The following is a 13,433-nucleotide window of genomic DNA, read 5'->3' as shown; positions in this document are numbered from 1 at the left end:
TCAGCGGCGGCGTGGGCGCACCCGGCGGCGCCGGTGCCGGCGCCTCGCAGGCCATGCGGCAGGCCGCGGCGGTCAGTCTGGCGGCCGGGGCCGGCGAGGTACCGCTGACGGTGCCGGATGACCCGTGCCGGGTGCTGCTGTCCGCCACCGGACTTGTGGCCCGCGTGGGCGGCGCCGAGCCGGTGCCGCGCTCGGGTGGCCGCCAGCGCCATGACGCGCTCGTCTCCCAGGTGGCGACGACGGCGCGCGGGCACGTCGGCGCGGTCACCGATGCGGGTCGGCTGGTGCGCATGGAGGTGCTGTCCACCCCGGAGGTGCCGCGCTTGGAGGGGGCGCCGTCACTGGCCGGCGGGCAGCCCGCACGGCTGCTGGCGGACATCGAGCCGGACGAGCGGATTGTGGGCCTGGTGCCCATCGGCTCCCCCGGCGATGACTCCGCCACCCCGATTGTGCTGGCCACCGCCGGCGGGGTCATTAAGCGCGTCAAGCCGGGCAGCGAGCCCAAGCAAGGCGATGCCTGGGAGGTCATCTCCCTGGCCGACGGCGACCGGGTGGTCTTCGCCGGGGTGGCCGCGGACTCCGACATGCTGGCGCTGGTCACCTCCGACGCCCGGCTGCTGCGCTTCGAGGCGGCCAGGGTGCGTCCGCAGGGACGCGGCGCCGGCGGCATGGCGGGGGTGTCCCTGCACGAGGGAGCGCGCGTAGTGGCCGGGGCGGCGGTACCCACCGACCTGCTGGCGGAGGCCGTGGTGGTCACGGTCGCGGATGGTGCGGGAGCACTGCCCGGGACCGGCTCGGGCAGTGTCAAGGTCACCCCGCTGGACCGCTATCCGGCCAAGGGCAGGGCGACCGGGGGCGTGCGCGCGCAACGCTTCCTGCGCGGCGAGGACGAGCTGGCGCTCGCCTGGGTGGGGGTCGGCCCTGCCCGTGCCGTGGGCAGCGGGGGCCAGCCGGTCGACCTGCCGGCCCCCGACGAGCGCCGCGACGCCTCCGGCATTCCCCTGACGGCTCCCATCGCCGGCATCGGCTAGGCCGTGCCGTCGCTGCGGGGCACGTGCACCCAGGCCCAGCTGCCCGACCTGACCAGGACGCCACGTCCCAGCGGCACTGGCTGCCCCACGGAGCGCGGTAGCCGGGCGGTCAGGGCGTCGCCGTCCTGCGGAGACCGCGGCGCCAGGATAAGGCCGGTCCGGTTCCTCTTCACCTGCGTCATCAGGCCCCGGTACATCCCCGTCAGCTCATCCACGCCACTGGCCACCAGCACGCCGCCGGGCTGGTCACGGCACGTCTTGACGTGCTCCTCGAGAACCGCCACGAGCGCGTGGTCATTGCCCAGCACGTCGTAATCGTCCACCACCACTAGGGTGGATGTCCCGTGAGTCTTCAGCAGCTCGCGCAGGTCTTCGGCCTTGGCGGAGCTGTCCAGGGCGCCGATGATCCCGGAGTGATTCCGGTAGGCCTCCAGCGGGGAGCGGCGGGCCAGCACGAGGATGACCGGCGTGCCGACTTCCAGCGCGGTCTGGAGCCCGAAGCACAGGGCGGTGGACTTGCCCGAGCGCCGCGGCCCCGTCACCAGGACGGTGTTGCCGACTTCCTCCATGCGCAGTGGGAGCACGGACAGGGTGTCGCCACCCACCGCGAGGGCAAGCTCTCCCTTGCGCAATCGCGGTCCGAGGGCAAGGGCCTCGGCAGCGGAGATGGCCAGCGGAAGCTCGTCCACGCGCGGGGGCCGCCGTGCTGCGGGGGTCTCGCCCCAGCGCTGTTTGGCCGCGTCACCCTCCCGGTGTACTGCGGCCACCTGCGCGGTGCCGGAGGGGTCGGCGTCGAGCAGTGCCAGCTGTACCTCCCGCGGGCTGGTCCCGCTGCGGAAGGCGCGTCCGGGAGGCATGGACTGGGGCACGTCTCGGGTGCGCATGCCGACGAGCTCGAAGTCCTCGGCGGCGGGCATGCGCAGCACGATCCGGTCCTCGAGCATCATGCCCATACGCCCGCGGAAGGTGCCGCGGTCACCGGCAATGACGACGCGCAGTCCGGCTGCGGGCCCTTCACGCAGCAGCGTCTCCATCCGTTCCAGGAGCAGACCGCTGTCGACCTGCTCGAAGGCTGCCTTGAAACCGTCCCAGCGGTCCAGTAACAGGAGCAGGTAGGGCATGCGCTCGGACGGCGGGACCGCGGCCCGCTGCTCGGCGGTTGAGGCGAAGCCGCCGACTGCCAGTGCCTGCTGGCGGCGGGTGATCTCCGTGCCGAGCAGGTCGGTGAGCCGCCGCATCCGGTCGGGCTGGTCGCGGGTGACGACAGCGCCCGTGTGCGGGAGGGAGACGAGCGGCAGCAGCCCGCCGCTGCCCGCGTCAATGCCGTAGATGTGGAGATCCTCGGGGGAAGCCGTGCGGGCGGCCGCCACTGCCAGGGCGCGCAGCAGTGTGGAGCGGCCGGAGCGGGCCGCCCCCGCCACGCCCAGATGTCCGCCACGGGTGTAGTCCCAGGTCATCAGCCGCTGGGCCTGCTCGGAGGGGATGTCCTCCAGTCCGAGGATCAGCGGGGGCAACCAGCCCTGTTCCAGGACCTCGGCCCCAGTTGGCGGCGAGGCCGCTTCCGCTGCCTCGGTCGGCTGCTCGGGTTCCTGGCGCTCCTCCAGCGCGTCGAGTGTCACGTTCTCCGGCAGCGGTGCCAGCCACGGGCTGTGCGGGTCGGGCCGCCCGGTCTCGGCGTGAGCCTGGTTCATGGCGTCCACGAGAGTGGCCAGGTCAGTGGGGATGGAGACGTCCTCCTCCAGCTGGGGCGGGGCCGGCTCGGGTCGTGACATCTCCGCCAGGGTCAAGGGACTAGTGCGCAGCGGTGCCTGTGGGGCGGCGCCGCGGGGACGCCCGCCTACGCGAGCGGCCTGGAACTGACGCAGGCTGGCGTGCCCCAGCCGGGCGTAGGCACGGCCGGGGATGGAAGGCGGGATCTGGGCGGAGGCTGCCGATTCGATGACGTCGTTCGAGTCCGCCTCGTCGGTGACGCGCAGGGCGATACGTAGGTTGGTATTGGACTTGATCTCGGCGGACACCACTCCGGCCGGACGCTGCGTGGCCAGGACCAGATGCACTCCCAGCGAGCGGCCCCGGCGCGCGATGTCAACCAGCCCGGTGACGAAGTCCGGAAGCTCGGCTACCAGCGCCGCAAACTCGTCGATGATGAGCATCAGCCGCGGCATGGGCTCGTCGCCGGGGGACATGGCCGCCACGTAGTCCTCGATGTCCTTGGCATCGGCGCGGGCGAGCTGTAGTTCGCGTCGGCGCAGCTCGGCGCCCAGGGACTCGAGTGCGCGGGCGGTGAGATGCCCGTCGAGGTCGGTAACCATGCCCACGGTGTGCGGCAGACGTGAGCAGTCCTTGAAGGCGGCGCCGCCCTTGTAATCGACCAGGACGAAGGTCATGTCATCGGGTGAGTTGCCCACGCACAGGGAGGCAATGAGGGTCTGCAGCAGCTCCGACTTGCCCGAGCCCGTGGTGCCTGCAACCAGCGCGTGCGGCCCGTCGGCACGGATGTCCACCGCGAACAGCCCATCCTCATCCTCGCCGATAACGGCCCGGGTGGTACGGCCGGTCTGCCGCCACGCCTGCAGCACCCCCTGGGGTGTGGGCTCGGCCATGCCGACTGCGTCTAGGAATCTGGAGCTGGTCGGGATGGAGCCCTCCGCGCCCGCGGCGGATACGTCCCGAATCGGAGCCAGGGCGCGGGCCACCCGCTCGCACCAACCAGCGGGGACCAGATCGAGTACGACCTGCTCGATCTCGTCACGGCCGGTTTCGGCGATCGTGACCGGTCCGGGGCCGGTGTTGACCACTGCCCGGCACTCCTCCGGCAGTGCCGTCCGGTCTACGTCGAGGCACAACAGGTGGAGGCCCAGCTGCGGCCCCTCCCGCAGGATGCGCACCACTCCGGGTAGCAGCCGCAGCGCTCGGGACCCGTCCAGCACCACCATGACGGAGGTTTGCCCGCCGCCGGCTCCCTGCCGGGAGTCGATCAGGTCCAGCAGCTCGTTGATGCGGCGCGGGACCGTCTGCGCATCAAGCCCGACGCGGGCGCGCGCCCCGGCTCCCTCGGGGTTGCGCAGGTGGGGCAGCCAGCGTGCCCAGTCCCAGTCCGACCGGGAGGGGTCGGCCCGCTCCGGGTCGGCGAGTATGACCAGGTTCAGCTCCGCCGGGGAGTGCAGTGCGGCGGCCTGCGCCACCAGCGACGCGGCCACCCGTTGGCGTTCCTCCCCGGCTATGCCGATGACGCCGAGTCGGCCCAGCCCCACCGTCGCAGGTACGTCGGGGACGGTCCACCGCAGCGGCTCCTCATAGGAGGCGCGCGTGGGATCCTGAACCACCACCTCGCTGGGCACGTCCGCGCTGCCAACCCGAAGGTCCAGCCAGTCCGGGTCTCCGGGACGGCGCTCCCACAGTCCCGAACGCGGGCCTGTGGCTCGCAGCAGGATCTCGGCCGGGTCCGGGTAGTCCAGGCGCCGCAGTCCGCGCTCGTCCAGCAGGGCCCGGTGCGCAGCAGCCTCGGTGTCGGCCTTCTGCCGGCGGTAGCGCCGCAGATCCTCGCGGTAGCTGCGCTTTCGGGTGGAACGGCCCTGCATGCGATTGGCCAGCATCATGATCGGGGACAGCACCAAGAACAGCAGTGTCGCCGCCCTGTGAGTGAGGAGGTACATCCCACCACCCATGATCAGTGGTGACAGGAGCAGGGCCAGTGGGAAGGGCTGCTTGCGTGGCTGCTGCGGCTCGCGCGGCAGGGTGAACACCCGCTCTCGTGTGGGGCGGGCCAGGCGCGGTGGCCTATTGAAGTCGATGGTGGGCGCGCCGGGAGTGGGAGTGGCCACCGCGTCGGCAGGCGGTACCTGGCCGATCGTCAGCTGGGTGTGTCCGACGGTCAGCACCGCCCCCTCCTCCCAGCTGGTGTCGGGTTGCAGGGGACGCCGATCCAGTTCCACGAGCCTGCGGGGCGCGTCCGGTTCCTGCTCCTCCAGGGTCGGTGCGGCGGTGTCATCGTCCTGTGCGCGGGCCTTGCGTCGCCGACGCCGCTTCTTGGAGGGCACGGGCTCCTGCTTCAGCCCGAGGACGAGTGGTCCCGGCAGGGCGTGCCTCCGGGCGGGCGCGGGGCGCATGAGGCGATCTGCGGCGTCGTCGCGCGGGCTCAACACGGCCCGGCCGCCCGAGAACACGACCAGATCGGCCAGCACGTCGGCGTCCTGCAGCTCCAAGCAGATATCGGCGTCGGCGCCGCCGATCGTGTATCGCCCCAGGCCCAGCCTGCGCACCGTGCCGGCCCCGGCCCCGGAAATGATCCGCAGCTCGACCAGGCCGTCGGGCTCGTCCGCATCGGCAATAGGGCCTCCCAGCCCCAGCACCATGCCGTCGTGTACTGCCCCCTGCCCGAGCCGCTCCTGCGGGTTCAGGCGGGTGGCGCCATGCCACAGGGACGGGGGCACGGAGCCCGCTTCGCTGGTTGCGGGCCGGTCGACCACGAGCGTGAGCGGCTGCTCGGTGGGCATCCCATCGGGCGTGCCGGGCAGCACGTCGGCGAGTGCGTCGGCGAGCTCACCGACAGTGGACTCCGCCTGGGCGGTGACGATGAAGTCGCGTGTGCGCCGCACATCGGCGGCGGACGGCTGAACGCTTAGCAGCACGCGCATGAGCTTTCCGCCCGCCTCAGGCGGTGGCCCGGCGGATCGACGCTCCGGGAGCCAGTTCCTCGACCAGAGCCGCGGTAGCCGGGTCCACGTGCGAGACGTCCTCCACGCCGGTGAGGTCCAGCAGGCTGTTAGTGCAGGCGATCAGCTCGTCACGGCCTCGGTCGGCCGCGAGCCGCAGACGGTCGCGCCACAGCCGCTGGTCCAGGTCGACCACCTTCAGGCCGGTGTCCACCGCGAGCGCCGCCCCTTCAGGGTCGGTGTCGTGCAGGATCTGGGCCGCTCGGTGAGCGGCGTCGGTGATCAGCGCATCGGCCTGACGGGCCGTGCGCACGCGGGCCAGCCAGCTATAGCGTTCCGTCCGGGACGCCTCACCCACAGGACCGCGCACCAGCCGCAGGGCTTCGAGCAGAAGCTCGGCCTCGCGGTGTATCTCACTGTGCCGGGATGCGGATAGCAGGGAGCGCAGTACGTCCCAGTCGCAAACCACTTCCGGCCCGAGCGTCAGCCGCCCCTCGGCGTCCTGACGCACGTGCGGCACGCCTTGCGAGTCGGTGCCGAGCCAGTCACGCAACCGCTGCACCGTAGCGGCGATCACATCACTGGTGACGCCGAGCGGCCAGAGCATAGCTCCGAACGCACCGGGCCTGATGCCTTCGGGGTGCAGGGCAAGGCAGACCGCCGCCTCGGTCAGCAGGTCGAGGCGCTCCGGCTCGGCGGGTGCGGGAGCGTGGACGGCAGCCGGCCCCAGCACCAGGATCCGGACCGATGCCGCCCGCAAGGCCGCGGTGGAGAGCGGTGGTTCCGGCGGATCCGGCACGGGAGGACGCGAATCGTCTCCCGGGGGTGCGGGGGCGGCGGGCGCGAGCAGCCCAACCAGCCCGTCCAATTCGGACTCGGTCGCCCGCGTAGCGGTCACGGTCACTCCCAGCGGATCAATGCGCGCGGTGCCGGAGGCGTCGAGATCGATCCTCCAGCGAGCGCCTTCAGCCCGGCCCGTCCTGATGAGGTTGAAGTCGTGTTTCGCCTGCGCTGTCTCCTGGCCGGCGGCCAGGACGAAGACCTGCTCACCGCGGCGATGCCCGGACAGGACGTCCTCGGCCGCAGCCGGGTGGGCGTCCATGACGTCGTCGAGTTCCATGGCGGTTTGCATCCGCTCGCCGGCAATGCGTTGCAGACTTCCTGGCAGTCCCACCGTGATCACCGAGTTGCCCTGAGACCACGGGTTGGTGCACAGCTCCAGCGCCAGTGCGGCGATGAGCTCGGCGGCCATGGTCGGCTCTCCTCCGACCACCACGTCTCCGTCGACCGCCCCCAGGTTGATGAGGATATCGGCCCCCTGCTCGTCGCGGCCCATGGTTACCAGTCCCGAGCAGTCGGAGGTCGCTCCGGCCGCAACGTCGCTGGGCGGGGCGGGTTCCGCCCCTGCCGGCAGGGTCCAGGTGGAGCCGTCGTCGTTGGTCGTCCATGGGTGCGGAGCCTGTGGGAGCGGGCGCGGCAGGAGGAGTCTGCAGGCGTCGTCGTCAACGACCACGGCGTACGGCACGGGGCGCCCGGGCAGGCCGTGGAGGCTGTGCAGAATCCGATTCAGGCGGTCGGCGCGCCGCGGATCTGCACCCACCCGCATGAGTCGGGCGAGCTCAAGGGCTTCATCTCCTGGCGCCGTCGGCGTAGCACGTCGTCTCCGCTCGGCAAGGGCCGCAGTGAGTACGGCGGCCATGAGCGCACCTATGGCGGGCATTTGCGCCGGGGGGACGTCCGGCACCGTGGCCACGGCGCTGCTGGGAGCCATGGAGGTTGGGGACGCGTCGGCGTCTCCCGGCGCCGTATCGCTTCCGGTGGTCGTATCCGCCTGCGCGCCGTCATCGCCCGCGATGGCGACGACACGGTCAACGTCCTGCGCGGATTCGGGCACGATGAGGTACCAGCCGGGCTGGATGAGCCGGGCGAGCTCGAGGGAGCGCCCGTCGGGCTGGACCCTGCCGACGTTGAGGTCGTAGATCTGCCGGTAGGCACGGCCGTCACCCAGGGTGCGCTCGGCGATGTCCCACATGTTGTCGTGGTAGCGGCCCTCCGGGGGCTGGACCACGTAGACCCGCTGGCCGACGAGCTCGGCCCCGACATCGGCCGGCAGCTCGATGTCACCGAGCATGTAGCGCACCGTCTGGGCCTGGTCACCCTGAGTTTCCGCCTGCGTGCGCGCGTCTGGCCCGCTTGCGGCGGGGGCCGCGTCCCGGCCTAGCGAGGCGGGGGCCGCGTCCGGGGCGACCTGTGCCTGCACGGCCGCGACCGGGGCGGGCTCCGGGGCGGTGACCGGTGCCGCCGCGGCGGCGGGGGCGGCGACGGCGCCCAGCACGAGCGCAGAGGTAACCAGTCGGCGCACGAGCGCCTGGGTGCCGCCTGACAGCGGCACGTGCGCGGGCAGGCCGCGTCCGCGCAGCGCGGAGGCAACCTCGACCACGGTGCATACCGTGAACTGCAGCCATGCGAGCCACACCACCCAGGTAAGTACACCGAGCACGGTCTGACCGGTGACCGCACGCGTCAGCAGGGAGACGTCCAGCTGCCGCGGCAGGGGCAGCGGCCCCACCTGCCACAGCATGAGGCAGGGAAGGCCGAGGATCACGGCGGCGAGCACGAGGGCGGACAGGACGGAGCGCCACGCGGGCTCGCGCTGCTCCGGCGTCAGGGAGCGGAAGCGGGCCGGGCCCGGTGTTGTCCGCTGAAGCGTCGGGGTCACGATTCCTCCTGGTTGATGCCGATTGCGGCGTGGGCTGTGCCGGTAGCGGTCACGTGCACGGAATCCACGCCCACGATGCGAAGCATGGTGGTGGGCACCTCCTCCTCGACGCTGACCACCACATCCTGGCTGGTCGTGGAGACGGTGAAGCTGTCGACACTAATGCCCGAGGCGGCCAGGTGCCTGCCGGCGGCCGTGCGCGCGGCCGCCGCGTCGAGGCTGAAGCGGGTAGCGCCGCGCATGGAGCCGGAGGAGATCTCCTGGGCGCCTGCGCGGGCGGCCTGCTCGGCGGTGTCGGTGAGGGTGGCGCGGGCGTTGAGGACCTTGCCGCCGTCAATGCACAGCCCGGCCAGCGCCATAAGTACGGCGGCCACGATCACGGCGAATACCGATGTCGAGCCACGCTCGTGGGGGCGTGTCCTCATCGGGTTCCCCTCCAGGTGTCGACCGGCGAGATCGAGCTGGAGGTGACGGTGGTGGTGCCGGGCAGGAACACCAGGCCGAGGTCAGCCAGCCGCACTCGGCAGCTGACGGTGACCTTCACCGAGCCTCCCCGGGAGAAGCCGGACACGTCGGTGGCCGAGCTGCACTCGGCGTTGGCGGTGTCAGCAACCGCCAGGCTGGCCGCGGCCGCGCTGGCCGCCATGCCGGCGGAGCGCTCCATGGAGGCTGCGCGAGCAGCGTCACGCGCCGCGGCCTGAGTCATGCCCTCGGCGGAGACCCAGCGCCCTGCAGCCACAACGAGCATGACGATCATGAGCAGGGCCGGAGCAATCACGACCATCTCCACCGACATGGTGCCGCGCTCGCCGCGTCGTCGGGCGTGCCGACGCGCGGAAGGGGTAAAAGGAGCGCCTGTCACGTATCCTCCCGGAAAGTCTCGATCGGTGCGGTGACGGTTGCCTCAATGCCGGGGGCGAGCCCGCCGATGATGTCCATGGAGGTGCCGGTAACCGTGATCCGCGCCTGGTCGCCGTCGGCGGCGATGTGCACGTTGACGTGGGTGAGTGCGCGGCCACCGCCCACCCGGGTGGCGTACTGGGCGCCGTCGGCCTCTGCCTGAGCGAGCTCCGCCGCCGTAGTGCCGCCCTCGCGCACCACCCGGGCCGTTTCCCGGGCGGTGGCGATGGCCACCTCATTGCCGTACCAGGACAGGGCGACCTGCACGGTGACGAGGATGATGAGCATGAGCAGAGGGAAGAAGACCAGGAGCTCCACCGAGGACGCGCCGGTCTCCTCCCGGAGCCGCGTAAGCGGCGCTGCCGACGAAGTCATGCGCTCAGCCCAGGCCCGGCGCCTTGAGGTTGGATGCGGCGTCCTGGACGAGGCTGTAGACGGCGCGTCCGACGAGTGCGGCCAGCACGATGAGGAATCCGGTGATGATGACCCACTCGACCGTGGATGCGCCCTTCTCCCCGTCGTGGGAGTTGAGCCGGTCTCGGACCGTGGTGGTGAGGTCACCAGCGATGACTTGAAGTGTGCAGATCAGGCGGAGCATGTTCGTTCCTTTCTACAGGGTTGTTTTCCGGACGGATCGGGTCATGCCGAGAGCCTCACGTGCCGCCAATGATCCCGGCGAGGGCCGGGTATACGAGGAACACGATGAAGCCCATGGCGATGATGAGCTGGGCCACCAGCATGGATTCGGAGCTTTCCCCGGCCTTGCCCTCCGCGTCGGCCAGTTCGCGCCGCCGCATGCTGGTGGCCCGGGCGGCCAGGGATTCACGGATCTTGGCCCCGTCCTCGGCTACGAGCCCGAGTGCGGCCGACAGGTCGCGCAGCTCGTCAATCCGCAGCCGGTCCCCGAGGCCGCCCATGGCGGCCCAGGGGGTCTCGCCGCGTAGGCGGGCTGCGGCCAGGGCGTCGCGGATGCGCACCATGGCCGGGTCGTCAGACAGGGTCGAGGCCGCGTCGAGGGCCTCGGGCACACCCCGGCCGGCAGCCAGGGACATTGACACCAGGTCCAGGTAGGAGCCCACCACGTGCCGGAAGTCACGGCGCGCCTCGTCGGCCTGCCCGCGCAGGCGGACAGTGGGCAGGACCAGGGCCAGCAGGCCGAGCACGGTGCACACCAGGACCGGAGTCTCCCAGGAGGTGATAGCGCCGAGCGCGGTTGCGGCACCCACCAGGGCCAGTGGTGCGGTGAACGCGACCAGCCCGTACAGCAGCGACGTCACCAGGTGCCGCTCCAGGGACCTTCCCATGACGGCCAGGTCGGCGCTCAGGGAGCCCAGGTCGACTCCAGTGCGCCGCAGCAGCGCCGCCGCGCGGAAGCCGACCACGTCGATCCAGTCGGGCAGGGCGCGTTCAGCGGGGTTGAGGCGCCGGGCGTCGCGGCGCAGCCTGCTCTCGTCCCGCAGCGTGTCCAGCTCGGCCAGTGCCGGTGCGGGCTGTACGCGCGGAGGAGCGATGAGCAGCGTCAGCAGTAGCACCCCGGCACCGCTGACGGCTCCGCCGACCAGGATCCAGATGCTCATGCGGCGTCCCCGTTCGTGACGGTCAGGAAACGGCGCGGTAGCACCACGCCGGCAAGGCGCCGCATCCACATCAGGCCGACGGCGAACAGCCCGGCCACCACCAGCAGGACCAGCTGACCCTGCGCGCTGGCGTAGGGCTCCACGAAGCTGCGGTTGAATAGCGCGAGTCCCAGCATGACGATCACTGAGAACACGACGACGATCTGGGCCGAGCGCCGGGTCCCGGCGCGGGAGGCGGAGACGCGCTGGCGCATGTCCAGCTCGGCGCGGGCCGTTTCGGCTAGCGAGCCCAGCAGCTGGCGCAGCCCGGGGCCGCGCAGCCGCGAGTTCATAATCAGTGCGGACACGATCAGGTCTGCGGTTGGGTCGTCCAGGTCGTCGGCGAACTGGCGCAGTGCGGTGGCGAGCGGCACCCGCACGCGCATCCGGTCGGCCAGTAGTGCGAGGTCCTCGCGAATAATCGGTGCGGCGGCGTAGACGGTGGCGGGGATGGCCTGCTCCAGGCCGACGGCTCCGGCGATCGTGTCGCGCAGCGACTCCGCCCAGGTCGCCAGCGCCTCGATTCTGGCTGCTGCCTCCCGCTCCTGTCGGGCACCGCCGAACAGCAGCGGCCATACCACCACCAGCACACCGCCGGCCGCCGCCAGCACGAGCCAGCGAGTCAGTACCAGCAAGGCGACGGCGATGCCGCCGGCCAGGGCGAGCCGCCACAGCGGTCGACCGGCGAGCAGCTGCCGACCGCCGCCGGCGCCCGGTACGCGGCCGGGGAGAGGGTCTGCGCCCAGGGCGAAGGCGAGCAGCAGGAACACTCCGGCGCCGATAAGGGCACCGGCCAGCACAGCGGCCATGGCGGTAGAACTGTTCATCGGGACCTCCGCGCATTGGGGACGGCATAGGCGGCGGCAGGGTCGTAGCCGGCCTCGATCAGATCCTCGACGCATTCGATTGGGGCAGCGGGCTGCGCCTGTCCGGAGCCGTCGTCGGCGAATACCTCACTGGACAGCACGCGCCCGTCGACCCCGTTCACCTCGCGCACGGAGGCCACGTAACGGCGCATGGAACCACCCTCGGAGAACCGGTTCTCGCGGGTGAGGAAGATTACGAAGTCGACGGCGCCCGCGATCAGCAGGTTGGTGGCGTCCTGCGGCAGGTGCTCCGCGGACTGGATGGCGTAGGTAGCGATGCGGTTGAACACCTCCGCCGAGGAGTTGGCGTGGATTGTGGACAGCGAGCCGTCATTGCCCTGGCTCATGGCGTTGAGCATGGTGACGATCTCGTCTCCCAGTACCTCGCCAACGATCACGCGCGAGGGGTTCATACGCAGCGAGCGCCGCACCAGGTCGGCCATGGTGATGGCGCCGACACCCTCGGCGTTGGGCAGGCGCTCCTCGAAGGCCACCACGTTGGGATGCAGGTCGGAGAACTCGCCGAGCCCGAGCTCAAGTGCGCGCTCCACGGTGATCAGCCGTTCGGACGGCGGTATCTCGTTTGCCAGCGCGCGCAGGAAGGTGGTCTTACCGGCGTTGGTGGCGCCGGCGATCATGATGTTCTTGCGGGCGCGCACCGCCGCCGAGCAGAAGGCCGCCAGCCGGGGGCTGAGGGTTCCCAGGCCCACCAGCTCATCCAGTCCCACCTTGTCCAGGCGGGCGCGGCGCACCGACACCGCGGGACGGGAGCACACGTCCATGACGGCAGAGAGACGGGAGCCGTCCGGCAGCCGCAGGTCGAGCTGGGGGTTGGCGGAGTCGAAGGGGCGGGAGGCGAGACCGGAGTAGGAGCCGAGCACCTGGACTAGCTCGACGAGCTCGTCGTCGGAATCGGCAACCGGTGCCCCACGCTCCTCACGCCCGTCTGCGTATTGGATGAAGACGTTGTCATAGCCGTTGATGTCCACGTTCTCGACGTCGGGGTCCTCCAGCAGGGGCTGCAGGCGGCCGACCCCGAACAGGGCGGCGTGGATGCCCTGGGAGACCTCCTCCTCGGCCTGGGCGTCCAGGGGGCTGCGGCCGGCGGCGATCTCCGTGCGGGCATACTGCTCCAGCACCCGTCCAATCAGGGCCCGGGCGAATTGCCGTTCGTCCTCGGGCGTCATGGGCGGGATGCCGGAGGCGGCATCGTCATGCCGCTGCTTGGCGAGCAGGTCGGCGACCTCCTCACGCATGGTGCGCACAATGTTCTGGTCAACGCTCACTGCGACTCCTCCGCTCCTGCCAGCTCGGCAGCCAGTTCTCGGGCGGAGCGCACCAGCAGGCTGCGGTCCAGCGGTCGGGGCCGCCGCCCCGCCAGCGCGTCCGCCGCTCCGTCGTCGTGGGCGAGCACCCCCGTCACTGGGACGTCGAGGCCTCCGGAGTGCAGTAGCCGGTTCAGGGCACCTGCCTCGTGGCGCTCCTTCCAGGGCGTGACCAGTAGGACTCCGAGGTCGGGCCGCTCTGCACGGTGGGCCGTCTCATCGACGATCCACCGCAGACGCTCCCGGAGGTGCCCGTACTGGTCCACTCCGGGGCGCGTGACCAGGATGAGGCGATCGGAGGCCAGTGCTGCGCCCAGGCTG

Annotated in this window: 10 protein-coding genes and 1 pseudogene; 1 reads left to right on the top strand and 10 read right to left on the bottom strand. The window is 71.4% G+C overall.

From position 1 onward, the window contains the following. Positions 1-1,031: DNA gyrase C-terminal beta-propeller domain-containing protein (locus GZ997_RS04055; RefSeq protein WP_275405348.1), on the top strand; the 1,031-nt coding region annotated here is incomplete at its 5' end. Here GZ997_RS04055 and GZ997_RS04050 read toward each other — a convergent pair. The 10 genes and pseudogenes from GZ997_RS04050 to GZ997_RS04005 form a co-directional block, all read right to left on the bottom strand. Next, a complete protein-coding gene (locus GZ997_RS04050) occupies positions 1,028-5,668 on the bottom strand; it encodes an FtsK/SpoIIIE domain-containing protein (protein WP_162678946.1) in 4,641 nt (1,546 codons plus the stop codon). The genes GZ997_RS04055 and GZ997_RS04050 overlap by 4 nt on opposite strands. Before the next feature lie 16 nt (positions 5,669-5,684). Further along, entirely contained in the window at positions 5,685-8,405 is a 2,721-nt protein-coding gene (locus GZ997_RS04045) for a hypothetical protein (protein WP_343212265.1), read from the bottom strand. Further along, entirely contained in the window at positions 8,402-8,830 is a 429-nt protein-coding gene (locus GZ997_RS04040; protein ID WP_162678945.1) for a pilus assembly protein TadG-related protein, read from the bottom strand. Before GZ997_RS04040 ends, GZ997_RS04045 begins: the two co-directional genes overlap by 4 nt. After that, positions 8,827-9,267 (bottom strand): TadE/TadG family type IV pilus assembly protein, encoded by a 441-nt coding sequence (locus tag GZ997_RS04035; RefSeq protein ID WP_237564315.1) that lies wholly within the window; start codon positions 9,265-9,267, stop codon positions 8,827-8,829. The genes GZ997_RS04040 and GZ997_RS04035 overlap by 4 nt, the downstream gene beginning before the upstream one ends. After that, on the bottom strand, positions 9,264-9,680 hold the full coding sequence (locus GZ997_RS04030; RefSeq protein WP_161923913.1) for a TadE family protein: 417 nt from the start codon (positions 9,678-9,680) through the stop codon (positions 9,264-9,266). The genes GZ997_RS04035 and GZ997_RS04030 overlap by 4 nt, the downstream gene beginning before the upstream one ends. 4 nt (positions 9,681-9,684) lie before the next feature. Next, positions 9,685-9,903, bottom strand: coding sequence for a hypothetical protein (locus GZ997_RS04025; RefSeq protein WP_161923912.1), 219 nt, complete (start codon positions 9,901-9,903; stop codon positions 9,685-9,687). A gap of 55 nt (positions 9,904-9,958) precedes the next feature. Beyond that, entirely contained in the window at positions 9,959-10,882 is a 924-nt protein-coding gene (locus tag GZ997_RS04020) for a type II secretion system F family protein (protein ID WP_161923911.1), read from the bottom strand. Continuing rightward, on the bottom strand, positions 10,879-11,748 hold the full coding sequence (locus tag GZ997_RS04015) for a type II secretion system F family protein (RefSeq protein ID WP_162678944.1): 870 nt from the start codon (positions 11,746-11,748) through the stop codon (positions 10,879-10,881). The genes GZ997_RS04020 and GZ997_RS04015 overlap by 4 nt, the downstream gene beginning before the upstream one ends. Beyond that, on the bottom strand, positions 11,745-13,073 hold the full coding sequence (locus GZ997_RS04010; RefSeq protein ID WP_161923909.1) for an ATPase, T2SS/T4P/T4SS family: 1,329 nt from the start codon (positions 13,071-13,073) through the stop codon (positions 11,745-11,747). The genes GZ997_RS04015 and GZ997_RS04010 overlap by 4 nt, the downstream gene beginning before the upstream one ends. Then, positions 13,070-13,433: pseudogene (locus GZ997_RS04005) on the bottom strand (hypothetical protein); the annotation flags it as partial. The gene GZ997_RS04010 and the pseudogene GZ997_RS04005, both read right to left, overlap by 4 nt.

Origin of the sequence: Actinomyces sp. 565 (assembly GCF_010365615.1) — a bacterium.
In the GTDB taxonomy this organism is placed as follows: domain Bacteria; phylum Actinomycetota; class Actinomycetes; order Actinomycetales; family Actinomycetaceae; genus Actinomyces.
The sequence above is the reverse complement of the archived record's forward strand: the minus strand, read 5'-3'. Positions and strand labels throughout refer to the sequence as shown.

What these genes read in the sequence shown, in the direction of transcription:
- GZ997_RS04020 (WP_161923911.1), bottom strand. Translation starts at nt 10,882, where the DNA reads ATGAGCATCTGGATCCTGGTCGGCGGAGCCGTCAGCGGTGCCGGGGTG.
- GZ997_RS04025 (WP_161923912.1), bottom strand. Translation starts at nt 9,903, where the DNA reads ATGCTCCGCCTGATCTGCACACTTCAAGTCATCGCTGGTGACCTCACC.
- GZ997_RS04040 (WP_162678945.1), bottom strand. Translation starts at nt 8,830, where the DNA reads ATGAGGACACGCCCCCACGAGCGTGGCTCGACATCGGTATTCGCCGTG.
- GZ997_RS04050 (WP_162678946.1), bottom strand. Translation starts at nt 5,668, where the DNA reads ATGCGCGTGCTGCTAAGCGTTCAGCCGTCCGCCGCCGATGTGCGGCGC.
- GZ997_RS04015 (WP_162678944.1), bottom strand. Translation starts at nt 11,748, where the DNA reads ATGAACAGTTCTACCGCCATGGCCGCTGTGCTGGCCGGTGCCCTTATC.
- GZ997_RS04030 (WP_161923913.1), bottom strand. Translation starts at nt 9,680, where the DNA reads ATGACTTCGTCGGCAGCGCCGCTTACGCGGCTCCGGGAGGAGACCGGC.